Origin of the sequence: Sphingobium sufflavum (genome assembly GCF_021403115.1) — a bacterium.
Taxonomy (GTDB): Bacteria; Pseudomonadota; Alphaproteobacteria; order Sphingomonadales; family Sphingomonadaceae; genus Sphingobium; species Sphingobium sufflavum.
This window is the reverse complement of record NZ_JAJSSH010000010.1, coordinates 135841-158699: the sequence shown is the minus strand read 5'-3', so window position 1 is coordinate 158699 and position 22859 is coordinate 135841. Positions and strand designations below refer to the sequence as shown.

The following is a 22859-nucleotide window of genomic DNA, read 5'->3' as shown; positions in this document are numbered from 1 at the left end:
TGCCTTGCCCGGCGCTCCCACTCAACCGCTTTCTGGCGGCGCCTGCGTGAGTGGTTGTCGGTGCCCCTGCCCTGCTTCGTCCCTGTCAGACGGTGTAATGCGCCGTCGTCTTGGCGGCCACTTCCTCCACCGTCACGCCCGGTGCCAGTTCCACGAGACGGAAAGGCGTGTCATGATCCGGACGCTGGAAGACAGCGAGGTCTGTCACGATCATATCGACCACATTCTTGCCGGTCAGCGGCAGGGTGCAGGATGGAATGAACTTGGGATCGCCATTCTTGCTGGTATGTTCCATCACCACAATGATCTTCTTGACGCCCGCGACCAGATCCATCGCACCGCCCATACCCTTGATCATCTTGCCGGGGATCATCCAGTTGGCAATGTCGCCATTCTCCGCGACTTCCATCGCGCCCAACACGGTCAGGTCGATATGGCCGCCCCGGATCATTGCGAAGCTGTCAGACGATCCGAAATAGCTGGACGATGCCAGTTCGCTAATCGTCTGCTTCCCCGCGTTGATGAGGTCGGCATCCTCGTCCCCGGCCAGGGGGAAGGGGCCTATACCCAGCATGCCATTCTCGGACTGGAGCGTCACTTCCACGCCATCCGGGATATAATTCGCGACCAGCGTCGGAATGCCGATACCCAGATTGACGTAGAAACCGTCCTGCAACTCGCGCGCCGCGCGGGCCGCCATTTCATCGCGTGTCCAGGCCATTATGCGCCCTCCCTCTCGCGAACGGTTCGAAACTCTATCTTCTTGTCATAGGGCGCACCCAAGATCAGGCGCTTCACATAAATGCCCGGCACATGGATGGCATCGGGGTCGAGGCTACCCACCGGAACAATCTCCTCCACCTCCGCGACGCAGATTTTGGCGGCGGTCGCCATCGGCTGGTTGAAATTGCGCGCCGTCTTGCGAAAGATCAGGTTACCCGCCTCGTCCGCCTTCCACCCCTTAATGATCGCGAGATCGGCGAAGATTCCCCGCTCCAGGATATAATCCTGACCGTCGAAGGTCTTCACTTCCTTGCCCTCGGCAACCAGCGTCCCAACGCCCGTCTTGGTATAAAAGCCGGGGATACCCGCACCGCCAGCCCGACAGCGTTCGGCCAGGGTGCCCTGCGGACAGAATTCCACTTCCAGTTCGCCCGAAAGATACTGCCGCTCGAATTCCTTGTTCTCGCCGACATAGGAAGAGATCATCTTCCTGATCTGGCGCGTGCGGAGGAGCTTGCCCAGCCCCTCATTGTCTATCCCAGCATTATTGGAAACAGCCACAATATCTTTGACGCCGCTTTCCAGAACCGCGTCGATCAATCGTTCGGGGATGCCGCACAGGCCAAATCCGCCCGAACATATTTGCATGCCATCAAACAGCAAACCGTCCAGCGCGGCCGCAGCATCGGGATAGATTTTTTTCACGGGTATGGCCCCTCTTGACCCATGTTGCAGTGCAAGTTGACCTATCCCGATTAGGCGGAAGTCCGCATGGCTTGCAAGGAAAAAGGGCCGCCCCGACTAGCAGGACGGCCCCTCTGCGACCCGAAGCCTCTGGGCTTCGAACAGGATAATTCAGATGTTGTCGCCAAGTGCACCCTTGATAGCGCCCTTCAGCTTCTGTCCGGCGCCCTTTGCTTGCTGAACCTTGCCCTCTGCAACGAGCGCATCATCGCCGGTCTTGCGACCATGCTCTTCCTTGCCCTTGCCGATAGCGTCATTCACGGCGCCCTTGGCCTTGTCGATCAGCTCACCCATGTCAGCGTCCTCCAGATCTCTATTCAAACCGAATGAGATCTTAACGAGCACGCCCGTCACCCGTTCCCGCGAAAACCAGGAAATGCGATGAGTTGCAGGTGGTTGCGACGGATGTGATCAGATCAGGCCAGCCAGCGGGCTGGAGGGATCGGCATACATGCGCCGCCCCATGCGACCGGCGAGATAGGCCGCGCGCCCGCCCTCGACGGCCAGCCGCATGGCGCGCGCCATCAGGACGGGATCTTTTGCCTCCGCAATAGCGGTGTTCATCAATATGCCTTCGCAGCCCAACTCCATGCCGACAGCGGCATCCGACGCGGTGCCCACGCCAGCATCGACCAGCACGGGAACCTTCGCCCCCTCGACGATCAGGCGGATGGTCACGCGATTCTGGATACCCAGACCGGAACCGATAGGCGCGCCGAGCGGCATGATGGCGACCGCACCCGCTTCTTCCAATTGCTTCGCGGCGATCGGGTCATCCACGCAATAGACCATCGGCTTGAAGCCTTCCTTCACGAGGACTTCCGTTGCCTTGAGCGTCTCTCGCATATCGGGATAGAGGGTGCGGGCCTCGCCCAATACTTCCAACTTAACCAACTCCCAGCCACCTGCCTCACGAGCAAGACGGAGGGTGCGAATCGCATCGTCGGCAGTGAAACAGCCGGCTGTATTAGGAAGATATGTCACCTTCTTCGGGTCGATGAAGTCGGTCAGCCTTGGCGCATTGGGATCGGAGACATTGACCCGGCGCACCGCAACCGTGACGATTTCCGCGCCAGACGCCTCCAGCGCCGCGGCGTTCTGGGCAAAGTCCTTATATTTCCCGGTTCCCACGATCAGACGCGAACGGAACGTCTGGCCCGCTACGGTCCAGCTATCGTCCGCCTTACCCTCCGCAGCCGGTGCGACAGCATGATCTCCACCGCCCACGAAATGCACGATCTCGATCTCGTCGGCGTCCTCGATCACGACAGTAGCGATGGTGGAGCGGGGCACGATTTCCAGATTCCGCTCGACCGCCACCTTCTCCGGCGCCAACCCCAGCGAATTGGCGAGATCCGCGATCGTCATGCCCTGGCGGATGCGGCGATGCTCGCCATTGACCCTGATACCGATGGTTCCGTCAATGGTCATGGCAGGCACTCGCTTCCTTTCGGTTTTGCAACATCGGCCCATTGGCCATATAGCGTCGCCATATAGAGGCGGGCAGGACGCGCAATCAACCACAGCCTTTACGGCCCAGGACAACTGGACCAGAACATTCACGACGAAGGACAGACCGGGCATGGCCGAAACGCCGACCATATATGTACTCAATGGCCCCAACCTCAATCTGCTGGGCCTGCGCGAACCCGACATTTACGGCCATGACACGCTGGACGATATTGCCGGCCGGGTCGAGGATGCCGCGAATGAGGCAGGCGTCGACGTGGATTTCCGCCAGTCCAACCATGAAGGCCATTTGATCGACTGGCTGCACGAGGCCAATGCGATGGGCGCCAAAGCGGTGCTGCTCAACGCGGGTGCCTTTACCCACAGCTCCATCGCATTATATGATGCGATCAAGGCGATCAGCGTGCCGGTGATCGAGGTGCATCTGTCCAACCCGCACACGCGCGAGGAATTTCGCCATCGCAGCTATGTCGGCATGGCTGCAAAGGGCAGTATCGCAGGCTTCGGCGCCAACTCCTACCTGCTGGCGCTGCGCGCCGCATTGGATCTGGCCGGGCTATAATCGGTTGCGCTGAACGCCTAATCGCAATAGGCGGCTGCGCACTTCACAAGAATAATCAGGGACGAAACGGGAAGCTCATGGGCGACAAGCAAGACGAGGGCGCGATGCAGGTTGATGTCGGACTGGTCCGCCAGCTTGCGGAACTGCTCGACGAAACGAGCCTGACCGAGATAGAGGTCGAGCATGGCGAACGCCGCATCCGCGTAGCGCGCAAAGCTGGCGCGCAGGCGGCCCCGCAATTTTATGCACCCGCACCGCAGGCAGTCGCAGCGCCTGCCGCTGCCCCCACGGCCGAGGCACCCGCCGCGCCGGTGGCAGCCGCCAACGCCCTCAAATCCCCCATGGTCGGCACGGTCTATCTGGCCGCCGAGCCGGGCGCCGCGCCCTTCATCACCGTGGGCAAGCAGGTGAATGTCGGTGACACGCTGCTGATCGTGGAAGCGATGAAGGTCATGAACCCCATCACCGCCACCCATGCAGGCACGGTCAAGGCCGTCCTGGTCGAGAATGGCCAGCCGGTCGAGTTCGACCAGCCGCTCGCCGTGATCGAATAAGCCGGGCGCGCGCATGACCATCGAAAAGCTGCTCATCGCCAATCGCGGCGAAATCGCGCTGCGTATCCACCGCGCATGCCATGAAATGGGCATCAAGACGGTAGCCGTTCACTCCACCGCCGATGCCGACGCCATGCATGTGCGTCTGGCGGACGAGGCCGTCTGCATTGGACCGCCTGCCGCCAAGGACAGCTATCTCAACATCGCCTCGATCATCGCGGCGGCGGAGATCACGGGTGCGGACGCGATCCACCCCGGCTATGGCTTCCTGTCCGAAAACGCACAGTTCGCGGAAATCGTGGAAGCGCACGGCATCATCTTCGTCGGTCCCAAGCCGGAGCATATCCGCACCATGGGCGACAAGGTGGAGGCCAAGCGCACCGCGGGCGCACTGGGCCTGCCGCTCGTCCCCGGCACCGATGGCGCGATCAACGATATCGCGGAAGCCAAGGCGGTCGCCGACAGGATCGGCTATCCGGTGCTGGTCAAGGCGGCATCGGGCGGCGGCGGGCGTGGCATGAAGGTCGTGCCGTCCGAAGACCAGTTCGAAACGCTGATGAAGCAGGCCGGGTCTGAGGCGAAGGCCGCGTTTGGCGACGACACCGTTTATCTCGAAAAATATCTGGGCAACCCCCGCCATATCGAGTTTCAGGTGTTCGGCGATGGCAAGGGCAACGCCATCCATCTGGGTGAGCGAGACTGCTCGCTCCAGCGCCGTCACCAGAAGGTTTTCGAGGAAGCCCCCTCCCCTGTCATCTCTTCTGCGGAACGGGATCGGATGGGCGGCATCGTATCCAAGGCAATGGCCGACATGGGCTATCGCGGTGCGGGCACCATCGAATTCCTCTACGAAAATGGCGAATTCTACTTCATCGAGATGAACACCCGGCTTCAGGTCGAGCATCCGGTGACGGAGATGATTACCGGCGTCGATCTCGTCCGCGAGCAAATCCGCATCGCGGAGGGCAAGCCCCTGTCCGTCGAGCAGAAGGACATCGAGTTCCACGGCCACGCCATCGAGTGCCGCATCAATGCCGAAGACCCGCGCACTTTCGCGCCGTCGCCCGGCAAGGTCTCGCAATATCATGTCCCCGGCGGCATGCATGTCCGCGTCGATAGCGGTCTCTATCAGGGCTATGTCGTGCCGCCTTATTATGACAGCATGATCGGCAAGCTGATCGTCTATGGCCGCACGCGCGAAGGCTGCCTGATGCGCCTCCGCCGCGCGCTGGAGGAATATGTGATCGAGGGGATGAAGACGACCATCCCCCTCCATCAGGCGCTGTTGAACGACCCCGACATCCAGAACGGCGACTATACGATCAAGTGGCTTGAGGAATGGCTCGCGAGGCAGGAGCCATGAAGGCCACCATCTGGCATAATCCGGCCTGCGGCACGTCGCGCAAGACGCTGGCGATTCTTGAGGAAACGCCCGGCGTCGAACTGACGGTCGTGCAGTATCTCAAGACGCCCTACGCCCGCGACAAACTGGTCCAGATTATCCGCGATTCCGGCCTAAGCATGAAAGATGCCATTCGCACGCGCGGCACGGATGCGGAGGAGAAGGGGCTGCCGGAGATGGAGGATAACGCTATCCTCGACGCGATGGTCGCCAATCCCGCCTATGTCACCCGCCCCTTTGTGGAGACGGACAAGGGCGTGCGCTACTGCCGTCCACAGGATATCGTGCGCGAAATCCTCTGACGCGAAGGACGGCAGGATCGCCCGACTTGTCAGGCGACTTGCTGTCCATCCCGTCCGCCCCCATCCTGTCGCACCGTCGCCAGAATGATCCGGTTACGACCCGCCACCTTCGCCCGATAAAGGGCTGCGTCGGCCGTCTTGACCAGACGTTCGGCGGAGCAATGGTCAGGCACGGTTGCGACGCCGATGGAGACAGTGACTGGGCCTAATTCCACGCCCGCATGCGTCACCCGCAGTCCCTCTATGCGGGTGCGAATAACCGCATGCGCAATCATAGCCGAAACACATATATGGAACGGCTAATGCATTATCTATCCCCACGACGCCCCCACGGCTCAACTCCCGTTCAAAATCGGCAAAATCCGTGGGGAGGTCCGCGAAGCGCCTAGTCCGGCAGCGATTTTTCGCGTGACAACATCCTTCGATCCCGATAATGGGCCGCACAGAACCCCTTGATGGGGATCGCCGTCCGAGACAGCTGGTGGTGGCTTTGGCCGCCTTAATCCTCCAGCCTAGACGGGGAAAAAAGTTCTTGCCGGTCGAGGTTCGCCTTAACCGGGTCTGCCCGCCGATTCCAAGGCCACGGCCTTTGGCACATGCGGGTTCAGTCAACCATTCCCCCGGACATTTCGCGCCTGACAGGCGGCGGCAGCGATGCCGTGCGCGTCAGGCATACGCAACCGCGCCGGTCCTTCCCCTTGGGATGGTTCGGCGTAATGGGAGTAATGGCATGGATCGCAAGGAAAAGGCCGGTCTGGTCTCCTCGCTCAATGCTTCCGTGCAGACTCAGGGCGTGGTGGTTGTCACCCGCAACCTGGGTATGACCGTCGCGCAATCGACAGTCCTGCGCCAGAAGATGCGCGATGCAGGCGCGACCTATAAGGTCACGAAGAACCGCCTGGCCAAGATCGCGATCGAAGGCACCGACTATGCCGGCATCGCCGACCTGCTGACCGGCCCTGTCGGTCTGGCAACGTCGTCCGACCCGGTGACGGCCGCGAAGATCGCGGTCGAGTTCGCCAAGACCAACGACAAGCTCGAAATCGTTGGCGGCGGCATGGGTACGCAGGTTCTGGATGCCGAAGGCATCAAGGCCCTCGCCGCCCTGCCTTCGCTCGACGAACTGCGCGCGAAGATCGTCGGTCTGGTGCAGGCGCCCGCAACGAAGCTCGCCACGGTCGTTCAGGCCCCGGCTTCGAAGCTCGCTCGCGTCTTCAACGCTTATGCGGAGAAGGACGCGGCCTGAGGTCGTATCTTCGATTTTATCTGACTGAACCACATCAAGCCGGGCCTTTGCCCGCATAGAAATGGAGTGAATATCATGGCTGACATCAACGCACTGGTCGACCAGCTTTCCGCCCTGACCGTCCTCGAAGCCGCTGAGCTGTCGAAGGCTCTCGAAGAGAAGTGGGGCGTTTCGGCTGCCGCTGCTGTCGCAGTTGCCGGCCCTGCCGCTGCTGCTGCCCCGGCTGCTGAAGAGCAGACCGAGTTCGACGTGATCCTGACCGGCGACGGTGGCAAGAAGATCAACGTCATCAAGGAAGTCCGCGCCATCACCGGCCTGGGCCTGACCGAAGCGAAGGCTCTGGTCGAGTCCGCTCCGAAGGCGATCAAGGAAGGCGTTTCGAAGGCTGAAGCCGAAGAGACCAAGAAGAAGCTGGAAGAAGCCGGCGCGACCGTCGACCTCAAGTAATCTTCTCCTTCCTTTCGGAAGACAGAAAAGCGAAGGGCGGCCCTGCAAGGGACCGCCCTTTTGCTTTGTAAGCGCCTCACCCGACGGCAAAGGCCCTTCCTGATCTCGTCAGCGCGCCGGGGCGGGCTTCCAACTGATGCGCGCCTTCTGCGCGCCACCAAAGCGCATTTCCGACCAGCGGTCCGACGCCATCGCCGGTTCGACGCCGGCTCGCTCGGCAGCAGTCAGGCCATCCTTCGGCTGCGCCTGCCCTGTCCGCAGGAGGAAGTCAGCCCGGCGCAGGCGATTACGCCGCGAATGGAACGGGTTGGCCCGCGACGGAGCCTCGGCAATCATCGCCTCCAGCAGGGCACGGCGATCATCATAGCTGGCATCGCTATGAACACGGTCAACCGAAGCAACCCTAGCACGACGCGGCTCTTCCGGAGCGACCCGCGCAAAATGCTCCTGCGGCGGTGCAACAGCCTGCGCAGGCACAACGGAAGCAACGGTTGCAGGAACCGGACGCGCGGCGGGCATGATAGGCGCGACAGGCACATCATAACCGACGACCTCCTCATGGCGACGCCGCGGACGTCGGCTGAGCGCAAAGGCTGCTCCCCCTGCGACGATCAGCAAACCACCACCGAGGAGAACCCAGCCCGCAGAACCCATATCGTCCGATGCCATGGCCTCGGTGCGCGACGGTTCAGCACGCGCGTGACTGGAGTCCTGTGCCACGGGGGCAGGCGTGACGACCGGAGACTGGGCTACAGGTGCCGTTGGCGACATTGCGGCTGCCGGAACTGCGGATGCCTGTCTGGGCGTGACCTCAGCTTCACGAGCCGCCGGCCTCGCCGGTGCGGCCATACCAGCACGTGAACTGAATTCTGCACGCGGCGAGGCGACCTCAGCAGGAGTTTCTACCGAGAGCGCGGGAAGCGCAGGGGCAACCGGCAGGCTCTGTACGGTCTGTGGCGCAGCCGAGGACATCTCTTGTACGGGAGCCTCTACAGGCGCTACCGGGGCCACGGCCTCCGCAGGAGTGGCGACATCAGGGAGCGCAACCTGCGCTACAACAGAGGTGGAAGACAAGGCCAGCACAGCGGCAATCGCGGTGAGGCCGGGGCGATAAAGGGCGGTTGTTTCGATCATAGCGAAGGAGCAACGTCCCAAAGCCCACGCCCGTATCCCGTTGCACTGCACCATATACGATGAAATGACTGCTGGGTCCGGCCAAGCGACCCTCCCGTTACAGGTGGCGTACCCTTGACAGCCTCTATCGGCCATGTCCTAGGCAGGCGGAACGTGCCTTTCAGGGAATCATCATGTCCAGCGCCAGTCCTGTCACCGCCAATGCGGACATTGCCGCTCGCATCCGCACCATTGCGGACTATCCCAAGCCCGGCATCCAGTTCCGCGATGTGTCCACGCTGCTGCTGGACGGCCCGGCCTTTCGCGACACCATCGACCGGCTGGCGGACTTTGTGGACATTGATGAGGTGGACTTGGTCGCCGGAATAGAGGCGCGGGGCTTCATCGTCGCCTCCGCGCTGTCCTACGTACTCGGCAAGGGCAAGCTGATGCTGCGCAAACCGGGCAAGCTGCCCGGCGAAGCTGTCGGGATCGACTATGCGCTGGAATATGGCACCGACCGGATCGAGATGCATGTTGGCCATGTCCTGCCCGGTCAGCGCGTGTTGGTGGTGGACGACCTGATCGCGACGGGCGGCACCGCGCTGGCGGCCGTGCAGTTGCTGCGCGACGCGGGCGCACGGGTCGAGCAGGCTCTGTTCATCGTCGATCTGCCCGATCTGGGTGGAGCCGCCAAACTGCGCGACCGGAATGTCACACCGCGCGCCCTGTGCACCTTTGCCGGAGACTGAGGAACCATGCGGATCATCCTGCTCGCCGCCCTGCCGGAGGAGGCTGACACCTTCCTGCCCGGCTCTGGCACGATCCTCGACGGCTGGCCCGCTGCGCGCCGGGTTGAGGCGTTGGGGCATGAGATCATTGTAGCCGTTACCGGCATCGGCAAGGTCAATTTGACGACCGTAGCCGCCACGCTGCACGCCCGCCATCCGGCGGACCTACTCGCCATCACCGGCACGGCGGGCAAGATCAGCGCACTGCCCGGCGACTGCTTCTATCTCGCCCATGCGATCCAGCATGACTATGGGGCAGAGCGCCCAACGGGCTTTGTCCACTTCACCCCCGGCCTTGTACCAGTGGGACCGTCGATCATCGACGCCTATGTGGCCCTGCCCGACCCCGGCACCGGCCTGCCCGCCGCCCGTGTCGCCAGTGGCGATGCCTTTGTCGAATGTCCCGACCATGCCCGTTTCCTGTCCGAAGGACTGAGCGCGGATGTAGTGGACATGGAAACGGGCGCGCTCGCCCAGTTCGCCACCCTGGCAGGCCTGCCCTGGGCGGGTATCAAGGCGACGACCGACGATGCCAATCAGGATAGCGCGGGCGATTTTCGCGCCAATCTTGCAGCCGCATCTGCACGGGCAGCGGCTGGGATGGAAGGGTTGATTGGGCGGCTATAGGGAGGAGGCTTCTCCTTTCCAGCTTCCTGGTCGTCAGTCACGCGTCGAAGGACGTCAGGATCGGGCATGGTCCCTTGTCACCCGCACCACATTCATGCGCAAGACGCCGCAGCGCATCGCGAGCACGGGTGAGTTCGGCGATCTTCTCATCCAATGCTGCTGCGCGTTTTGTGGCGAGTTCGCGGGCGCGGCTACGGTCCTGACCGGCGTCCAGCGACAGCAACTCCCCGATTTCCTCCAGCGTGAAGCCCGCCGACTGGGACCGGCGGATAAACTGCAACTGCTGCACGTCCCGCTGACCATAGCGACGCACCCCACCCGCCCGCGACGGCGTATCCAGCAAGCCGCGACGCTGGTAAAAGCGCACTGTCTCGACACCCATACCGCCCTTTGCGGCCAGCCCGCCGATCGTCAGCGAAGGAACCTCTTGACTCTGTACCATGGTACGGAAGGTATAGACGTGCCGACGACAGAACAAGGACATGTGCGATGGCGGCGGCGAGCAAGAATGATGGGAACGGCAAGCGGGCGGTGATCTACCGGATGGTGATGCCCACCCACAGCTGCCCCTATGGCATCAAGGCAAGGCACCTCCTCAAACAATCCGGCTATGCGGTCGAGGATCACCACCTGACGACCCGCGAAGCGACAGAGGCGTTCAAGACGGAGCATGACGTCAAAACGACACCACAAATCTTCATCGACGGAGTGCGCGTCGGCGGTCATGATGATTTGCGCCGCTTCCTCGGCAAGCGCGTCGTCGACCCCAAGGCCACGACCTACCGCCCCGTCGTCGCACTGTTTGCGATGACCGCACTGCTCGCAATGGCGGCCAGCGTCGCGGCTACAGACAACGCCTTTACAGTGCGCGCCGCCGAGTGGTTCATTGGCTTCTCGATGGTGATGCTGGCGCTGCTGAAGCTCCAGAATATCGAGAGCTTCGCGACGATGTTCCTGAACTATGACTTGCTGGCCAAACGCTGGGTGCCTTATGCTACTCTCTATCCCTTCGCGGAAGGGGCCGCCGGACTGTTGATGGTGGCGGGCGTGCTGCCCTGGCTATCCGTGCCGGTCGCGCTGTTCGTCGGATCGGTCGGCGCGGCGTCAGTCGTCGAGGCGGTCTATATCGACCGACGCGACCTGAAATGCGCGTGCGTCGGGGGGGCGAGCAATGTGCCGCTCGGCTTTCTGTCGCTGACCGAAAATCTGATGATGATCGTCATGGCAATCTGGATGGGCCTATCCGCACTGGGCATCGCTGGTCCGGCCTCCCATGCTGTGGCCTTATAGACGCATCCGCACCACAGAAAAAAAGGCCGGACGTTACCGCCCGGCCTCCCCCCCTATTCCTCAGTCAACAGCTCCGATCATGCCGCACGGCTGAGCGCGAAGCGCGCCACCAGCGACGACAGAGCATCCGCTTCCTGTTCTAGGTTGCGGGCGGCGGCAGAGCTTTCCTCCACCATCGCTGCATTCTGTTGCGTCACCTGATCCATGCTGGCCATCGTCTTGTTGGTCTGGCCAAGGCGGACCGACTGTTCGCTGGACGAGCGGCTGATATCCGTCACGACGCTGGTCACCCCGTCGATCCGCTCGCTGATCCGTGCCAGCGCGGCGCCCGCCTGCCGGACCATATCGGCGCCGGAGGCGACTTCGGTCGTGCTGGAATCGATCAGCGTCTTGATGTCCTTTGCCGCGTCGGCGGAACGCTGGGCCAGTGCCCGCACCTCGCTCGCCACCACGGCGAAGCCGCTGCCCGCCGGACCGGCGCGCGCCGCCTCGACACCCGCGTTCAGGGCGAGAAGGTTGGTCTGGAAGGTGATGCTGTCGATCACGCCGATAATCTGGCCGATCTGGGCGGTGGATTCCTCGATGCTGGCCATTGCCTCCACCGCGCTGCGGACGATTTCGCCGCCCTGCCCGGCTTCCTGCACGGCGTCGCGCACACCCTTGTTGGCTTCCTGCGCGCTGGCCGCCGTACCGCCGATGGCACTGGTGATGGCGTTGACCGCCTCCGCCGCGCTCGCCAGTTCGGAGGCGTGGAGTTCCGTACGCTGGGCCAGATCGGTGGATGCCTGACTAATCTCGCTCGATCCGCCACGAATATTGGCGGCGGAGTCCGCGACCGACAACATGGCGTCATGCAAACGGCGGATCGCGACGTTGAAATCCGCGCGCACCGCAGCATAGCCGGAGCCAAGGTCGGGCAGTTGCACGGTCAGGTCACCATCCGCGAGGCGACGCAGCGCTTGCCCGACCAGTTCGACCATGCGAACCATGTCGGCGTCCGACTGCACCTTGGCACGGCTCGTCTCGCGCAGGGTTTCGGCGGAACGGGCAAGTTCGCCCATTTCGTCCTGGCGACCGCTGTTCCCCACTTCGACATTGAAATCATTGTGAGCGATGCGGGAAATGGCGCTGCTGATCCCGCCCAGTTCATCGCCGATGGCGCGCTTGATGACGCGGGCCAGCACGAAGGAGGCAATGCCCGCCAACGACGCGATGGCGACCGTCACCGCCATGATGAGCGTGGCGAGGCTGGCCTGCTGCTCCGCAATTTCCTCGGCTCGCTTGATGACCGGCTCGCGGATCTTCTCAATGCTCGCGTCGACACTGTCGCCGGCGGCCATGATCGCGGCGACGCCGGTCGCGTCAGTGGGACCGGCGGCGATCACCTTGCCGACCGTGTCATGATAAGCGTCGGCGTTGCTGGCCACGGCATCGACCAGCGAACGATCGCTGGCGTCCATGGTGGCGCGCGCTTCGTCGATCGACTTGGCGAGGTCAGCCAGATTGCTCTCATAAGCGACACGAGTTTCCTCGCTACGCAGCAAGGCATGGCGGAACACGTCGCGCTCCAGCGAGGCGAAGTCCTTTTCCAGCAGCGCCGATTTCAGCGCCTGACCGGAAATGAGATTGTCCTGCTCGATCATGCCGATACTGATACCCGACCCACCGACAACAGTGGCGATGAGACAGCCACTAAGCCCCAGTGCTGCCACCACCTGGATGTTCAATCGCTGGCTGATCGACTTGCGCCTTACCCATTTCGCCAGTGGCGAACCCGATCCCTGCATGAAGACGTCCCGTTCTCTTGTCATATGATTGATTTTTGGGTCCGCACGAAGCAACCGCAAAGCCCGTATAACCGGGCATGGTTAACAGGCCGATTACAGTAGCCGCCCATTGCAGACCTTTTTTCCGGCCGGTTTTCCAACGTTTGAAAATTCATTTCCTGTTCCCCTCCCAAATTTTGATGGCCGCCTGGCTCAGTTTCCGTTGGCTCCGACGCTTCGCATAATGCGCCACCATCTCCATGGACTGGCCACTGATAGAGGCCGTTTGAGGCACTGAGCAGCCAGCCTCCAGCAGGCCGTTGACGGCGTTCTTCCGCAGCCCGTGAGGCACAATTTTATGGCCCCGCTTTTGCGCCCATTCCTGCAAGCCAAGGCGAACCGTGACCTGGGACAGCTTCTTGCCATGCTGCCCGGCGATAATCGTCATCCCGGCTTTCGTGGTCCGCGCCAGCTCCGCCTCCAGCCGATGGTGAAGCGGTATCTCAAGGGCGAGCCTCGTCTTTTGCTGGGTGACATACAGCACGCCATCGACAAGGTCCGGCCAGCGCATCGACAACACATCGCCAATCCGCTGCGCGGTAAAATACAGGAGGTGTACGGCCAACCGCACACGGTCATCGTCGCACGCCAATGCTTCTTCCACGAGGGCGTCGGGCCATGGCTCATGCTCGCCGATTTCGAGCAACTCGATGTCCTTGCATGGGTCCGTCGTGAGGTGGCCACGCCGCCTCGCCCACAGGTACATCGCTCGCGCCACCTTCAGAAACATGTTGGCGGCGCCCGGCGTCTCCGCTCGCTTGTCCACCGCGAAAACTATGTCCTTCCGCTCAAGAAGCGCGGCCTCGGCCGGACCAAAGTCGTTGACGAACGCGGTCAGGTAAGTGTCGTAGATTTTTCGGGTGTTCTTTGCCAGTTTGCTGAAATGCGGGCTGCGCTGGTACATATCCACCAGCTTGGACACCGTGATGATATTGACGTCGACCTTACGATTCCGGTGCCCCAGCAACGCGGCATAGGTTCCACCGAAACCCGGATCGCGCGGGTTGGGCAGAGGCTTGAAGATGGTCTTCCCAGCCTCATCCGTCTTCCCAGTGTTGAAATAGTAATAGGTCCGCCCCTTCGCGGTCGTGCGCTTCACATGGGGCAGGCTGATCTTATCGGCGCGGCGCATCGTTCAAGCTCTGATAGATAGGGAGGTTCTTCCGCCAATCGCCTTCGGAACTGCCCGCGAGGCGATCAAGATAGCTGTCGAGCTGGGTGCGGCACCAATGGTCCCGGCCGCCCAGTTCCACCGCGCCCGGCAGTCGGCCCACAATGACCTCGCGTTCGAACTGGGCGACAGTGAGGGAGACATACTCGCAGGCAACGGTGCGGGTCATGAATCGGGGCCAGCGTTCACCGGACATGGTCGCGCGCCTCCCCGGCCGGACGAACGCCGCCTTCAGGCACCGGCGCGCCACGGACGTTGCACTCGCGGCAGAACCCTTCCGGCCCACACTTCGCCTGCTTCCATGATCCGTCAGCCTGCAAATATTCGTGGCGCACGTCGAACCGGTTGCTGCGCACGCGGACAAATTTCCCCAAATCACTATCCATTGGTTATGTCCTCCAACACATAGGCCTTGGCGCTGACGTCGTAACGGACGTGCTGCGGTTCGCTGGCGAGGAATAGGGCAATGTCATTAGCGGCCTGAGCAGAGGAAATGTCGAACTCCCTCATCAAGTCCGCCCGTCGCACTTGGCCGAATTGACGGAGCGTCGCGGCAATGAACTCTTGCCGCCTATCCTTGAACCACTGGCTCATTCCCCGATCTTCCCGGCTAGGGCGCGGAGCGCCGCCCGTACCTCGCCCATCGTCATGTCGACGGGAAGGACCACATCATCCGCAATTTTCGGATGGAGGGCATCGAGATTGGTGGGGATCAGTCCCCGAAGCGCGGATTCCAGCGCCAGCATCTTCATCGCCTGCGCTTCGATGTGACGCAAAGCCACCATAGGCGGGCTGTTGACGCCGCCGTCATAGCCGGTGTTCATGCACCAACGCTTGAGGCGTGCGGCGATTTCCTCGGTCACGGTCGGGGCGTTGGGGTCATTCTGCATCGTCTGTGAACCCGGTCAGCTCGGCAGGCGTGAGCATTGAAAGGTCGGCGGCGTCATAGTTGCCGACATCTAAGCTATCAGGGCGGCCAGCGATCACGCCTCCAACGACGTGATGGGCAAGTCGAAACGAACCAGCCGGAAGATCGACCGAATAGATGCCGGCATCTGTAACGGCGCAGGGAATATCCTCAGCGACCTCGGCAAAGGGTGCCAATGCATGCTTGAGCCGCTCGATTTCTGCGCTTTTCCGGTTGATGCAATCTTCCGCCATCGCGACCTGTTCGGTGGCGTAGTCCTTCCAAGTCACACGCCATAGCGGCGCGCCATCGTTCGGACAGTTGTCGCCCGCCTCATCGCGCGCCGTGACAGTTCCGTCCTGGGCATTGAGATTGGCCTGGTAGAGCGTGAAGCTGCACTTCGCGCAACGCCAGACGCCCGGTACATGCATATGGGGATCGAAGTTGCCGCTCATGGCTGGGTGGTGTCCCTTACGGTGATGGTGAGGCGGTCGCTGTTCCGCACGATGTCGAAATGCTTGAGGGCGGACATGACAATCACGGCCTTCTGCGCGGCGATCCGACGGCGCACATCCGCAATCGCGGCTTCTGTCACTGCGTCGACCTGGGCGTCCACGGCGTCGCGGATCGCCGCGTCGATGATGCGCTCCAAGTTAAACGGCTGGATCATCTTGCCCCTCCCGCCGAAGTAGATGCCCACGCTTCCATCATCGCTCTGGTCATGATGCGCTGCATTTCTCGAACAAGCGGATGACGTTCTCCCCCTCGTCCAATTTGCTGGAGCGTTCGGACGTCTATCGCATAATACAGGCGATGCCGGTCCTCCGGGCCAATTCGCCAAGCTATGACGCGCTGCATCCGGTAGTCGTCATCGATCTTTTCAACGAACATCGCGAATAGCTGGACGACACGATAGGACGCCTTCAGCGAGATCGAACGGTCATGCGGGTGCCACAATGACGACGAGAGCGGTTCCAAGGGGACATCCACCTGCCAACCGCCTCTTCCGAGCAGAACCTCGGTCATCCACGGCTCTGCTACCTTGGTGTGAAAGGTGCGCGCAAAGGCGCTCTCGTCCCCCAGATGGATGACGATGCGCTGCGCCCAGTTGACCATCTCGTCTTCCAGACTGCGCAAATCGCCACGCGCCTTTACAAGCTCAGCGTTGAGGCCGCTTTCCCGGTCACCATAGATGCGGAGCTTGTTCGCGAATTCTGATTGCAGTCGTTCCGTCCGACCGTGAGCGCGCGAAGCCTCTTCGCGAAGGGCGCGTTTTTGATTGCGTCCAAATCGTTTAGCCATGGGCCGCCTCCAAATTCTCCGGGCAAGCTCGACGCCCGTTTTCCAACGCCTGCTCGTGGCCGGAATAGCTAGCCGCCATCGCCCGGTAGTGGATTTGAAGCCCACGCAGCGCGCGCGCCAACGTCCTGTCACCATTCTGGTGAAGCCACGGCGCCCGGCGTCCAAAGCCAGCGGATCGAGCCGTGAAATATTCACCACCCTCCGTGCTGGCACAAGTGACCTGAAGGGTGGAAATCCTGTTGAGGCCGCTGGACTGAATTCCAGTGGCAACCAGCCTTTTGGCGGCCGGTCCTGCCTTGTGGACCGTCCAGCGATAGCCCGGCATGATCTTGACGAGGCTTGCTCGAAAGGTGCGGTGGTCCATCACGACGATACACCGCTCTTCGGCGGATTGACCTGCCCGGCCTCCACATCCACGCCCAGCGCAACCAGCTCCTCAGTCCAGAGCTGACGCATCTCGTCGGAGCAATGCTCCATAGCGTCATTCCAGTTGGGCGCGCGACCGTGCTGCATCTGGAAGGACACCTGATAGTACATGCTCTGGGCGTTGTGCGGCCAGTTCGGCTCGTGATTGCCAGCGCAGACCTGGCACAAGTCGTCGCGCGGCGGCAGGAGCATCATCGTTCCGTTTTCCATCACTCGGACTCCGCGAACAGCGATCGGAACAGCCGCCCCGCTTCCGTCGGCGCGATGAAGCAGTTGCGCAGATCCCGCCCCTTCTGGCGCTCCACCAGCCTGTGCTTGACCAGCACACCCACCGCGCGGGTGATGACGGGCTTGCTGACAGCCAGCGTCGCCGCCAGATCCTTGACCTTGACCGGCTGCGGCTCGGCCAGCACCACGCCCAAGACGGCGAGCTGGCGGGTCGTGAAGTCGATGTAGGTCGGCGATTTTACCCAGGCGATTGCCCGGTCGATGAGGTCAGGCATTTCGGAGAAGCTCCTCTTCGAGCATATAGGGGAGGCATGCGACGTCACGCGGCCGGACGCAGGCCGCCATCGCGTCGATCATGTCGTCGACGTCGATCCGCGCACGGCGGCGGTGGAGATAGAGATAGCTGGCCAAATGTTCAGCGGTGCCGCGCGGATCGGTGATGATGCTCTCGAACGGCAGATTGTAATATTGGCCCACCAGCCCGATGATTGCCTGCCGTGCCTTGGCATCACTCAATCTGAGGTCTGCGAGCATTGCCCGACGGGATCGCCGGTCAGATGGCGCACCGAGCAGCTTGAGGATGCTCAGCCCCTGCTCGGCCGGATTGCGCGTCAGGAAGATGCAGCGATAGTCGAACCCATGTGGCGGGGTGTCGAGGTGCGGGTCCAACACCTTGACCGCCCTGCCCTGCGCCACCTGCGACCACGCGCCCGGATCGCTGCGTAGGCGCACCTCTCCTTCATCCTCGAAATCGGGATAGGTACCCACGGTCGGTATGCCTGCCGCTGACAGCATTTGCATGACGAGGGAGCTGCCGCAGCGGCCCAGCCCGGCGACAAGGATCGTGGGCAGCGTCACAGCCATATCTCCACGATCGTGGGTTCGTCGCCCGGCGACCGCTGAATGCACGCCAAGCCCGGCGGCAGCAGCTCGCGCACACCTTCCAGCGTGGCAGAGACGTGGTAATATTCCGTCGTCGCCATAGCTCCAGCGGTAACAAACCAAAGCCGCGCCACGAACTTGCCGGGGAAGTCGGAGGGGTTCTCCGTGACAACCCACATGGACAGAGGATCGCTCGCTGCGTCGATGTTTCCCTTCCGGACTTCAAAGGTGACGGCGACTACCCACGGGTTGGCATCCCACGCGCCGGGGCCGTTGATGCTGTCCCAGAGTTCGGCGTAACGCCGTTGCGGCCAGCCCCATTCGCCCACTTCGGGGAAGTGGATGCGGTCAATACCTTCCGCCAGCGCATCCGCCTCGCTGCAATCGTTCAGTCGCTCGACCCGGACGTCCGTCACGGCGAGCGTGAGGCGCGATGCGGCGCGTGGCATGAACCGCCCCAGCCGCTTATGCCAGGCGACGGTCGCAGGATCGGCACTGTGCCGCCCCTTGCGGAAGTCGGCCGGCGCGTCGAAGAGGATCACGTCATCAGCGGGTACGAAGGCCCACTTCTGTTTGCCGCCCTTAGTTTGGGCACCATCGACCGGCGCCCAGTGCCCACGATGATAATATTCCTCGCGGACGTAGAGGCGGTCGCCGACCGTAAACGCGGGGACGACCACCGCACCCGTGCGGGTGTGCCAGACGCATGGCCATTCCGGCGTTTCGCGCCCCTCTCCATCAAGGATGCCGGGGCCGCCGACTGTGGATGCCTCCCAATTACCAAGATGCGACGGCGCAGGCGGCAAATTCAACACCCGCCTCGTCTGCGTCTTCCGCCCGTCGAGCAGCGCGCGCACCATTGGCGCAGAGAATGGGATGGGACGATCAGCCATGGGCCATCTCCGGCATTGCGCCATGCTCGACGCCGTCCAGCAGGCGGCCGGCGGCCTTCTTGCCCAGCTTTGCGATACCGGACCAGAAATGGTCACAGTTCGCTGGATCGCGAGGTTCTGGGAAAACATGTCCGGTATCACTGCGGATCATGTGGGTGGCAACACCGACACTCGCAGGCACCCACTCCCCCCACTGCTTGAAGAAGAACGGCACGCCCGCCGCGGCGCACTGGTCGCGGATCGTCCTGACCCAGTCCGGGTGCATCGGCCGGGCGCGCGGCCCGCTCTCGCCGCCAGCGATCACCCAGTGCAGCGCGTGCAGATATTGGGCGAGATAATCGACAGGCCCCAGCAACGGCTCCATCGACAGGAAGCGCACAGCGGCCGGTGTCTCGACCAGATCAGCGATGCGCTCGCGGCCATGGGCGTCGTCCTCGACGCTGGTGCCGAGCCAGATGTAGCGGGGCGGCCTCAACTCGCTGTTGAACGGATGTTGCACCAAAGTCCCATCGCCGATCGGCACCATGATGGGCTTGGCGGCCTTGCGAGCGGTGAGATATTCCCGCATCCGCTCCGTCCGCTTGGTCAGCAGCTGGTGGAAGTGCTGCGGCGTCGCCGCGCAGACGGCGAACACCCGGTCAATCCACGCATCCGGCACCGCATCATGGAACAGGTCGCCGTGCGCGTTCCAGAAGATGCGCTTGGGCTTCCTCCAGCGGAGCGGCTGGAGCAAGGCCGGTTCATGCAGGCGAACATCGCCATTCCAGACCGGTCCGGCCTTCGTATCCACGGTCAGGCCGACGCGCGTGGGATGGTTCTTCATCCTCGTGCCAGCCAGCCGCATCGCGTAGCAATGCTTGCAGCCCGGCGAGAGGACGGTGCAGCCGTTCACGGCGTTGACCGTCGCGTCGGTCCATTCGATGGCGGTGCCGTCGCTCACTGCGCCCCGCCTCCCAATTCCGCATAGTTCGGCAGCGCGGGTTGGCCCGGCACCTTGTCGCCATGGCCCAGCGCCCGCAGCGCCTCCGCATACCGTTCCGCAGAGGAGCGATAGGCTTTGGCCTCCGTCATCGCGACCGCCGCCGCCTTCTCCGCCGCCAGGGCAGCGTCATTGCTCTTGCGATAGCGATCAAAGATCAGCCGTTCGGGAGTGCCGACGGCGAAGGGGTTCACGCGGGTACGGCTCACCGCACCTGTCCCAGCTCACGCGCGACCTGCTCCTGATAGGAGGGATCGCCCAGCGCAATGCCGCCGACGATGAACAGGATGGCGATGACGGCCAGCGCGATTCTTGTCTTAAAGGTCATGGGTTTGCTCCGCTGACGAGATCCGTTGGAAAAGGTGGCGGGCTGGCACCCGAAAGGCTCTGTGCGCGCAAAGTTTGCAGGACCGTCGGCAGTGCCCGTCCCGTCATTAGCCAGCCCGCCTTGCTCGGCGCGCAATTCAGATTTCAGGTAAGCCGCAAAGGGCGTCCAGACATGCTCCCAAAAGCCCCGGCAATCGCGCGACGGCTCCTGGAACGACCAGTCCCAAATGGTGTAGCGAGACATCAAGCCGGCGGTCTTATCGTCAAGCTCCCGGAGAAAACCTCCCGGCCCCCACTCAAACTCCTCGCGCAACGCAGATCGCAACGTGTGACCGTCTTCCCTGGACATGGCCTGCCGCTCGCGAAGATTGCGAATGACTTCGCGCGCCTTTTGCTTGGCGGCCTCGACGTCCATGGGAGCCATGAAGCGGCACCCGGCCAGCTTGTTCATGCCGTAGTGGAATTCCAAGTCCGCGAGCCATTCGCGCCAATCGCCGCTGGCATGCGTCCAGACATGGCCGAACGGTCCCCAATCGCCAGTCGCGGCAATCTCGATGCGCGTGCGCTCACGTTCGCCATCGCCTGCGCCGATGACACGCGCATGGATGAACAGCAGAGCAAATCCCGCACGCCCGGAGACGACGTAGCGGATAGCCGTGCTGTCACCGCCTGGCGCGCCGGGATCGAGTACAAATTGGGGAGCCGCAGTTGCCATGGGCATAATTCCGGGTTGGCGGATCGACCGGCCTCGACAGCCGATCCGCAGGGGAGCAAGCGATGCGGGGGGACGCATCCGAGGCTTCGGGGGAGCTAGTGGGCGGCCTGCTGCGGGTTACGCGCGAGCCTGACGCTGACCTCGTCCATCTTCACGCCAAGCAGCTCGAACAGCATGCCGAGGCGCGTCTGGTTGAGGTAGGAAATCACCGTCTCACCGTCCGGCTGGTGGAGGGACAGGAACACAACAGGCTCGCCGTCCGGCATCAGCATGGAGCCGACACCCACAGCGCCCACGTCGCGCTCAACGTCCGTCCTGGCGACGGGCGAAATGCGTTCCGGCTTGATAACGGGCGACCGCAGGAGCGTGAGGTCCGGGTACAGTTTGACCGGGTCAGACACTGGGCCGATCTCCTTTGGGATGGGGCAGGTTGATCGGCTGGCGCCGGTCGGCATCCATGTGGACCTTGCGCCAGTGCGCCCGGCCCTTCGTGTCCACCGGCAGCAGCTCGGCCGGACGCTCGCGCGTGCCGCTCACGGTCGGGCCTCACGCTTGATCCGCTCTTTCTCCGCGACGACGAACGCCTGCCAGACCTGCGGCACATGCCGGTAATGGTCCCGCCAGAACTGATCCGCAGAACCGTCTTTCAGCGCGCCCGCCAGGCCGTTGATGAGGGTGGACACGACCGGCGGCATCTTGAAGGCAGGCGCTTCGGACAGGGGGATAGGTGCCTGCTCCGGGGCGGGCAGCGCCTCCTGCGCCCTGCGCCCGGTCAGTTCGATAGGCTGGCGCTCGGCGGGCGGCGCGGCGCGGTGATGCAGCCGCTCGAACAGCGCATGAAGGGCATCCTCAAGCTGGCTCTGCCCGCGCGGGGTCCATTTCTTCCAGATCGGCTTGCCGTTTCGCAGGACAGGGCCGCTCTCGTTCCGCACGACCTCACACTCGGCCCACACGGCTGGAAGGCTGTAGAGATAGCGCCCGATGCCCCACATGGCCCCTGCGCGCTTGAACGCCGCAGAGAGGCCGCCCTTCTCGCCCTCCATCGCCGTGGCCCCTGCCCCGTCGCTCTTCGCGATCCACTGGCCGTCCATGTTGATGGAGATGGTGGCGATCACGCGGCCGGTCGCGGTTTCCGCGAAGCTGCCCTGCCAACCAGCGGGAGTGCAAACCGAATCCAGACGATCCTGTACGGAACGGGAGGTGAGATAGCATAGCGCCTGCGCGCTGGTAGCGGACCGGGCAACGGATTGCGCGCGCCAGCTATGTTCGTGACACTCGAAAGGGGCTTGCAGGGCGGCGATGTCGATCATGCAACACCTCGCGCCGCTGCGATGGCGGCTTGCGCGAGTTGCCGCGCCTCCGCCTCTTCGTTCGACAGGGCAACGCCATGGCTCAGGTCCGCCTCAACCGTTGCATCCAACAGCGCCTCCAGCGCCGCGACCAGCAGCGGAGCCGCTGCGCGCAGATAGGTGTCATCCGACGGCACGAAGGCGCGGCATTCGCCCGAAAGCTCCAGGATGCGACCGCTCTGACCCCAGTGGGCCGCCCGGATGTGGCCGCAGGTTCCGCAACGCTCCGCCGCGTCGATAGCGAGTTCGACGCTCATCGTGCGAAATCCGGTCCGACCATGACCACCAACCCGACGACGGCAATCGCACCAGCGATGACCGAAGCGATCATGCCAGCCGCGTGCGCCATGCACCGACGATCCGTCGCGATCAGGTAGAGAAGCTCAGCGGCATAGCTGGTGCCGCGCGGCGCATAGAGCTTGCCGGGTATGGGGGCCGTCCTATTCGGGCGGCTGGTGTTGACCTTGTTGCGGGCCATTGAAACCTCCACGGCACATCATGCGCCTTGGAGGTTTCTTGCATATTGTGCAATTATCGGTCAACGCAAATATTGCATGTTATGCAATTTATTTCGCAGCCGATG

General features: G+C 62.8%; 38 protein-coding genes. 9 read left to right on the top strand and 29 right to left on the bottom strand.

Features of this window, described 5'->3' with window-relative positions:
• Nucleotides 1-85: 85 nt before the first annotated feature.
• The 4 genes from LWE61_RS15285 to thiS all read right to left on the bottom strand — a co-directional run bounded on the left by LWE61_RS15285 (nt 86) and on the right by thiS (nt 2898).
• Complete coding sequence (locus LWE61_RS15285; RefSeq protein ID WP_234151517.1) at nt 86-721, bottom strand: 3-oxoacid CoA-transferase subunit B; 636 nt, start codon at nt 719-721, stop codon at nt 86-88.
• Nucleotides 721-1428: a CoA transferase subunit A gene (locus LWE61_RS15280; RefSeq protein ID WP_326490653.1), complete on the bottom strand. Its 708-nt coding sequence runs from the start codon at nt 1426-1428 to the stop codon at nt 721-723. The genes LWE61_RS15285 and LWE61_RS15280 overlap by 1 nt, the downstream gene beginning before the upstream one ends.
• Before the next feature lie 150 nt (nt 1429-1578).
• Nucleotides 1579-1761, bottom strand: a complete 183-nt coding sequence (locus LWE61_RS15275) for a CsbD family protein (RefSeq protein ID WP_234151516.1) — start codon at nt 1759-1761, stop codon at nt 1579-1581.
• Between the two features lie 117 nt (nt 1762-1878).
• Nucleotides 1879-2898, bottom strand: a complete 1020-nt coding sequence (gene thiS / locus LWE61_RS15270; RefSeq protein ID WP_234151515.1) for a sulfur carrier protein ThiS — start codon at nt 2896-2898, stop codon at nt 1879-1881.
• Nucleotides 2899-3049: 151 nt separating this feature from the next.
• On the opposite strand from thiS, the gene aroQ reads away from it, so the two are divergent.
• From aroQ to LWE61_RS15250, 4 genes are all read left to right on the top strand, one after another.
• The gene (gene aroQ / locus LWE61_RS15265; protein WP_234151514.1) at nt 3050-3499 is read left to right on the top strand and encodes a type II 3-dehydroquinate dehydratase; all 450 of its coding nucleotides are present in this window, start codon (nt 3050-3052) and stop codon (nt 3497-3499) included.
• Nucleotides 3500-3576: 77 nt separating this feature from the next.
• Nucleotides 3577-4053, top strand: coding sequence for an acetyl-CoA carboxylase biotin carboxyl carrier protein (gene accB / locus LWE61_RS15260; protein ID WP_234151513.1), 477 nt, complete (start codon nt 3577-3579; stop codon nt 4051-4053).
• A 13-nt stretch (nt 4054-4066) separates the two neighbouring features.
• Complete coding sequence (accC, locus tag LWE61_RS15255; protein WP_234151512.1) at nt 4067-5416, top strand: acetyl-CoA carboxylase biotin carboxylase subunit; 1350 nt, start codon at nt 4067-4069, stop codon at nt 5414-5416.
• Nucleotides 5413-5757: an arsenate reductase family protein gene (locus LWE61_RS15250; RefSeq protein WP_234151511.1), complete on the top strand. Its 345-nt coding sequence runs from the start codon at nt 5413-5415 to the stop codon at nt 5755-5757. Before accC ends, LWE61_RS15250 begins: the two co-directional genes overlap by 4 nt.
• Nucleotides 5758-5786: 29 nt before the next feature.
• On the opposite strand, the gene LWE61_RS15245 is transcribed toward LWE61_RS15250, so the two are convergent.
• Complete coding sequence (locus LWE61_RS15245; protein ID WP_234151510.1) at nt 5787-6032, bottom strand: diguanylate cyclase; 246 nt, start codon at nt 6030-6032, stop codon at nt 5787-5789.
• A 455-nt stretch (nt 6033-6487) separates the two neighbouring features.
• Here LWE61_RS15245 and rplJ point away from each other — a divergent pair, with 455 nt between their 5' ends.
• Both rplJ and rplL read left to right on the top strand, forming a co-directional pair.
• Nucleotides 6488-7003 carry a 50S ribosomal protein L10 gene (gene rplJ, locus LWE61_RS15240; protein WP_234151509.1) on the top strand — a complete coding sequence of 172 codons (516 nt, stop codon included), beginning with the start codon at nt 6488-6490 and terminating at the stop codon, nt 7001-7003.
• Nucleotides 7004-7078: 75 nt separating this feature from the next.
• A complete protein-coding gene (rplL, locus tag LWE61_RS15235; protein ID WP_234151508.1) occupies nt 7079-7450 on the top strand; it encodes a 50S ribosomal protein L7/L12 in 372 nt (123 codons plus the stop codon).
• 108 nt (nt 7451-7558) lie between these two features.
• On the opposite strand, the gene LWE61_RS15230 is transcribed toward rplL, so the two are convergent.
• Nucleotides 7559-8584 carry a hypothetical protein gene (locus LWE61_RS15230; RefSeq protein ID WP_234151507.1) on the bottom strand — a complete coding sequence of 342 codons (1026 nt, stop codon included), beginning with the start codon at nt 8582-8584 and terminating at the stop codon, nt 7559-7561.
• A 173-nt stretch (nt 8585-8757) separates the two neighbouring features.
• Between LWE61_RS15230 and LWE61_RS15225 the strand changes: the two genes are divergently transcribed.
• Together LWE61_RS15225 and LWE61_RS15220 are read left to right on the top strand one after the other, a co-directional pair.
• Nucleotides 8758-9315, top strand: coding sequence for an adenine phosphoribosyltransferase (locus LWE61_RS15225; RefSeq protein ID WP_234151506.1), 558 nt, complete (start codon nt 8758-8760; stop codon nt 9313-9315).
• Nucleotides 9316-9321: 6 nt separating this feature from the next.
• Nucleotides 9322-9981, top strand: a complete 660-nt coding sequence (locus tag LWE61_RS15220; protein ID WP_234151505.1) for a 5'-methylthioadenosine/S-adenosylhomocysteine nucleosidase family protein — start codon at nt 9322-9324, stop codon at nt 9979-9981.
• Nucleotides 9982-10018: 37 nt separating this feature from the next.
• Here the strand turns inward: LWE61_RS15220 and LWE61_RS15215 are convergent, their stop codons facing one another.
• Nucleotides 10019-10423, bottom strand: a complete 405-nt coding sequence (locus LWE61_RS15215) for a MerR family transcriptional regulator (RefSeq protein WP_234151504.1) — start codon at nt 10421-10423, stop codon at nt 10019-10021.
• 47 nt (nt 10424-10470) lie between these two features.
• Between LWE61_RS15215 and LWE61_RS15210 the strand changes: the two genes are divergently transcribed.
• Nucleotides 10471-11271, top strand: coding sequence for a glutaredoxin (locus LWE61_RS15210; protein ID WP_234151503.1), 801 nt, complete (start codon nt 10471-10473; stop codon nt 11269-11271).
• 77 nt (nt 11272-11348) lie between these two features.
• Here the strand turns inward: LWE61_RS15210 and LWE61_RS15205 are convergent, their stop codons facing one another.
• From LWE61_RS15205 to LWE61_RS15100, 22 genes are all read right to left on the bottom strand, one after another.
• Nucleotides 11349-13058 carry a methyl-accepting chemotaxis protein gene (locus LWE61_RS15205; protein ID WP_234151502.1) on the bottom strand — a complete coding sequence of 570 codons (1710 nt, stop codon included), beginning with the start codon at nt 13056-13058 and terminating at the stop codon, nt 11349-11351.
• Between the two features lie 151 nt (nt 13059-13209).
• Entirely contained in the window at nt 13210-14229 is a 1020-nt protein-coding gene (locus tag LWE61_RS15200) for a site-specific integrase (RefSeq protein WP_234151501.1), read from the bottom strand.
• Entirely contained in the window at nt 14213-14437 is a 225-nt protein-coding gene (locus LWE61_RS15195; protein ID WP_234151500.1) for a hypothetical protein, read from the bottom strand. The genes LWE61_RS15200 and LWE61_RS15195 overlap by 17 nt, the downstream gene beginning before the upstream one ends.
• Nucleotides 14438-14453: 16 nt before the next feature.
• Complete coding sequence (locus LWE61_RS15190; protein ID WP_234151499.1) at nt 14454-14654, bottom strand: hypothetical protein; 201 nt, start codon at nt 14652-14654, stop codon at nt 14454-14456.
• Nucleotides 14647-14862 carry a hypothetical protein gene (locus LWE61_RS15185; RefSeq protein ID WP_234151498.1) on the bottom strand — a complete coding sequence of 72 codons (216 nt, stop codon included), beginning with the start codon at nt 14860-14862 and terminating at the stop codon, nt 14647-14649. The genes LWE61_RS15190 and LWE61_RS15185 overlap by 8 nt, the downstream gene beginning before the upstream one ends.
• Nucleotides 14859-15158: a hypothetical protein gene (locus LWE61_RS15180; RefSeq protein WP_234151497.1), complete on the bottom strand. Its 300-nt coding sequence runs from the start codon at nt 15156-15158 to the stop codon at nt 14859-14861. The genes LWE61_RS15185 and LWE61_RS15180 overlap by 4 nt, the downstream gene beginning before the upstream one ends.
• Entirely contained in the window at nt 15148-15630 is a 483-nt protein-coding gene (locus LWE61_RS15175) for a hypothetical protein (protein WP_234151496.1), read from the bottom strand. Before LWE61_RS15175 ends, LWE61_RS15180 begins: the two co-directional genes overlap by 11 nt.
• Nucleotides 15627-15845, bottom strand: a complete 219-nt coding sequence (locus tag LWE61_RS15170) for a hypothetical protein (RefSeq protein ID WP_234151495.1) — start codon at nt 15843-15845, stop codon at nt 15627-15629. Before LWE61_RS15170 ends, LWE61_RS15175 begins: the two co-directional genes overlap by 4 nt.
• On the bottom strand, nt 15842-16477 hold the full coding sequence (locus LWE61_RS15165) for a hypothetical protein (RefSeq protein ID WP_234151494.1): 636 nt from the start codon (nt 16475-16477) through the stop codon (nt 15842-15844). The genes LWE61_RS15170 and LWE61_RS15165 overlap by 4 nt, the downstream gene beginning before the upstream one ends.
• Nucleotides 16470-16841: a hypothetical protein gene (locus LWE61_RS15160; protein ID WP_234151493.1), complete on the bottom strand. Its 372-nt coding sequence runs from the start codon at nt 16839-16841 to the stop codon at nt 16470-16472. The genes LWE61_RS15165 and LWE61_RS15160 overlap by 8 nt, the downstream gene beginning before the upstream one ends.
• Nucleotides 16841-17113: a hypothetical protein gene (locus tag LWE61_RS15155; RefSeq protein WP_234151492.1), complete on the bottom strand. Its 273-nt coding sequence runs from the start codon at nt 17111-17113 to the stop codon at nt 16841-16843. The genes LWE61_RS15160 and LWE61_RS15155 overlap by 1 nt, the downstream gene beginning before the upstream one ends.
• Nucleotides 17113-17406 (bottom strand): MarR family transcriptional regulator, encoded by a 294-nt coding sequence (locus tag LWE61_RS15150; RefSeq protein ID WP_234151491.1) that lies wholly within the window; start codon nt 17404-17406, stop codon nt 17113-17115. The genes LWE61_RS15155 and LWE61_RS15150 overlap by 1 nt, the downstream gene beginning before the upstream one ends.
• Nucleotides 17399-17989, bottom strand: coding sequence for a sulfotransferase family protein (locus LWE61_RS15145; protein ID WP_234151490.1), 591 nt, complete (start codon nt 17987-17989; stop codon nt 17399-17401). Before LWE61_RS15145 ends, LWE61_RS15150 begins: the two co-directional genes overlap by 8 nt.
• Nucleotides 17986-18906: a hypothetical protein gene (locus LWE61_RS15140; RefSeq protein WP_234151489.1), complete on the bottom strand. Its 921-nt coding sequence runs from the start codon at nt 18904-18906 to the stop codon at nt 17986-17988. The genes LWE61_RS15145 and LWE61_RS15140 overlap by 4 nt, the downstream gene beginning before the upstream one ends.
• Nucleotides 18899-19846 carry a phage Gp37/Gp68 family protein gene (locus tag LWE61_RS15135; protein ID WP_234151488.1) on the bottom strand — a complete coding sequence of 316 codons (948 nt, stop codon included), beginning with the start codon at nt 19844-19846 and terminating at the stop codon, nt 18899-18901. Before LWE61_RS15135 ends, LWE61_RS15140 begins: the two co-directional genes overlap by 8 nt.
• Nucleotides 19843-20094 (bottom strand): hypothetical protein, encoded by a 252-nt coding sequence (locus tag LWE61_RS15130; RefSeq protein ID WP_234151487.1) that lies wholly within the window; start codon nt 20092-20094, stop codon nt 19843-19845. The genes LWE61_RS15135 and LWE61_RS15130 overlap by 4 nt, the downstream gene beginning before the upstream one ends.
• Nucleotides 20091-20927 (bottom strand): hypothetical protein, encoded by an 837-nt coding sequence (locus LWE61_RS15125; protein ID WP_234151486.1) that lies wholly within the window; start codon nt 20925-20927, stop codon nt 20091-20093. Before LWE61_RS15125 ends, LWE61_RS15130 begins: the two co-directional genes overlap by 4 nt.
• A gap of 95 nt (nt 20928-21022) precedes the next feature.
• On the bottom strand, nt 21023-21328 hold the full coding sequence (locus tag LWE61_RS15120; protein ID WP_234151485.1) for a hypothetical protein: 306 nt from the start codon (nt 21326-21328) through the stop codon (nt 21023-21025).
• Nucleotides 21321-21464, bottom strand: a complete 144-nt coding sequence (locus tag LWE61_RS15115) for a hypothetical protein (protein WP_234151484.1) — start codon at nt 21462-21464, stop codon at nt 21321-21323. The genes LWE61_RS15120 and LWE61_RS15115 overlap by 8 nt, the downstream gene beginning before the upstream one ends.
• The gene (locus LWE61_RS15110; RefSeq protein ID WP_234151483.1) at nt 21461-22237 is read right to left on the bottom strand and encodes a Rad52/Rad22 family DNA repair protein; all 777 of its coding nucleotides are present in this window, start codon (nt 22235-22237) and stop codon (nt 21461-21463) included. The genes LWE61_RS15115 and LWE61_RS15110 overlap by 4 nt, the downstream gene beginning before the upstream one ends.
• Nucleotides 22234-22533 (bottom strand): hypothetical protein, encoded by a 300-nt coding sequence (locus LWE61_RS15105; protein ID WP_234151482.1) that lies wholly within the window; start codon nt 22531-22533, stop codon nt 22234-22236. The genes LWE61_RS15110 and LWE61_RS15105 overlap by 4 nt, the downstream gene beginning before the upstream one ends.
• Complete coding sequence (locus LWE61_RS15100) at nt 22530-22754, bottom strand: hypothetical protein (protein ID WP_234151481.1); 225 nt, start codon at nt 22752-22754, stop codon at nt 22530-22532. The genes LWE61_RS15105 and LWE61_RS15100 overlap by 4 nt, the downstream gene beginning before the upstream one ends.
• Nucleotides 22755-22859: the final 105 nt, after the last annotated feature.

Bases quoted from the DNA above. Each gene is read 5' to 3' on its own strand.
- rplL (WP_234151508.1), top strand. From the start codon at position 7,079: ATGGCTGACATCAACGCACTGGTCGACCAGCTTTCCGCCCTGACCGTC.
- LWE61_RS15160 (WP_234151493.1), bottom strand. From the start codon at position 16,841: ATGGACCACCGCACCTTTCGAGCAAGCCTCGTCAAGATCATGCCGGGC.
- LWE61_RS15150 (WP_234151491.1), bottom strand. From the start codon at position 17,406: ATGCCTGACCTCATCGACCGGGCAATCGCCTGGGTAAAATCGCCGACC.
- LWE61_RS15220 (WP_234151505.1), top strand. From the start codon at position 9,322: ATGCGGATCATCCTGCTCGCCGCCCTGCCGGAGGAGGCTGACACCTTC.
- LWE61_RS15225 (WP_234151506.1), top strand. From the start codon at position 8,758: ATGTCCAGCGCCAGTCCTGTCACCGCCAATGCGGACATTGCCGCTCGC.
- LWE61_RS15210 (WP_234151503.1), top strand. From the start codon at position 10,471: ATGGCGGCGGCGAGCAAGAATGATGGGAACGGCAAGCGGGCGGTGATC.
- LWE61_RS15100 (WP_234151481.1), bottom strand. From the start codon at position 22,754: ATGGCCCGCAACAAGGTCAACACCAGCCGCCCGAATAGGACGGCCCCC.
- LWE61_RS15275 (WP_234151516.1), bottom strand. From the start codon at position 1,761: ATGGGTGAGCTGATCGACAAGGCCAAGGGCGCCGTGAATGACGCTATC.
- LWE61_RS15105 (WP_234151482.1), bottom strand. From the start codon at position 22,533: ATGAGCGTCGAACTCGCTATCGACGCGGCGGAGCGTTGCGGAACCTGC.
- LWE61_RS15180 (WP_234151497.1), bottom strand. From the start codon at position 15,158: ATGCAGAATGACCCCAACGCCCCGACCGTGACCGAGGAAATCGCCGCA.
- LWE61_RS15125 (WP_234151486.1), bottom strand. From the start codon at position 20,927: ATGGCAACTGCGGCTCCCCAATTTGTACTCGATCCCGGCGCGCCAGGC.
- aroQ (WP_234151514.1), top strand. From the start codon at position 3,050: ATGGCCGAAACGCCGACCATATATGTACTCAATGGCCCCAACCTCAAT.
- LWE61_RS15175 (WP_234151496.1), bottom strand. From the start codon at position 15,630: ATGAGCGGCAACTTCGATCCCCATATGCATGTACCGGGCGTCTGGCGT.
- LWE61_RS15245 (WP_234151510.1), bottom strand. From the start codon at position 6,032: ATGATTGCGCATGCGGTTATTCGCACCCGCATAGAGGGACTGCGGGTG.
- LWE61_RS15190 (WP_234151499.1), bottom strand. From the start codon at position 14,654: ATGGATAGTGATTTGGGGAAATTTGTCCGCGTGCGCAGCAACCGGTTC.
- rplJ (WP_234151509.1), top strand. From the start codon at position 6,488: ATGGATCGCAAGGAAAAGGCCGGTCTGGTCTCCTCGCTCAATGCTTCC.
- LWE61_RS15140 (WP_234151489.1), bottom strand. From the start codon at position 18,906: ATGGCTGATCGTCCCATCCCATTCTCTGCGCCAATGGTGCGCGCGCTG.
- LWE61_RS15205 (WP_234151502.1), bottom strand. From the start codon at position 13,058: ATGCAGGGATCGGGTTCGCCACTGGCGAAATGGGTAAGGCGCAAGTCG.
- LWE61_RS15285 (WP_234151517.1), bottom strand. From the start codon at position 721: ATGGCCTGGACACGCGATGAAATGGCGGCCCGCGCGGCGCGCGAGTTG.
- accB (WP_234151513.1), top strand. From the start codon at position 3,577: ATGGGCGACAAGCAAGACGAGGGCGCGATGCAGGTTGATGTCGGACTG.
- LWE61_RS15195 (WP_234151500.1), bottom strand. From the start codon at position 14,437: ATGACCCGCACCGTTGCCTGCGAGTATGTCTCCCTCACTGTCGCCCAG.
- LWE61_RS15165 (WP_234151494.1), bottom strand. From the start codon at position 16,477: ATGGCTAAACGATTTGGACGCAATCAAAAACGCGCCCTTCGCGAAGAG.
- thiS (WP_234151515.1), bottom strand. From the start codon at position 2,898: ATGACCATTGACGGAACCATCGGTATCAGGGTCAATGGCGAGCATCGC.
- LWE61_RS15170 (WP_234151495.1), bottom strand. From the start codon at position 15,845: ATGATCCAGCCGTTTAACTTGGAGCGCATCATCGACGCGGCGATCCGC.
- accC (WP_234151512.1), top strand. From the start codon at position 4,067: ATGACCATCGAAAAGCTGCTCATCGCCAATCGCGGCGAAATCGCGCTG.
- LWE61_RS15110 (WP_234151483.1), bottom strand. From the start codon at position 22,237: ATGATCGACATCGCCGCCCTGCAAGCCCCTTTCGAGTGTCACGAACAT.
- LWE61_RS15200 (WP_234151501.1), bottom strand. From the start codon at position 14,229: ATGCGCCGCGCCGATAAGATCAGCCTGCCCCATGTGAAGCGCACGACC.
- LWE61_RS15250 (WP_234151511.1), top strand. From the start codon at position 5,413: ATGAAGGCCACCATCTGGCATAATCCGGCCTGCGGCACGTCGCGCAAG.
- LWE61_RS15185 (WP_234151498.1), bottom strand. From the start codon at position 14,862: ATGAGCCAGTGGTTCAAGGATAGGCGGCAAGAGTTCATTGCCGCGACG.
- LWE61_RS15215 (WP_234151504.1), bottom strand. From the start codon at position 10,423: ATGGTACAGAGTCAAGAGGTTCCTTCGCTGACGATCGGCGGGCTGGCC.
- LWE61_RS15155 (WP_234151492.1), bottom strand. From the start codon at position 17,113: ATGGAAAACGGAACGATGATGCTCCTGCCGCCGCGCGACGACTTGTGC.
- LWE61_RS15230 (WP_234151507.1), bottom strand. From the start codon at position 8,584: ATGATCGAAACAACCGCCCTTTATCGCCCCGGCCTCACCGCGATTGCC.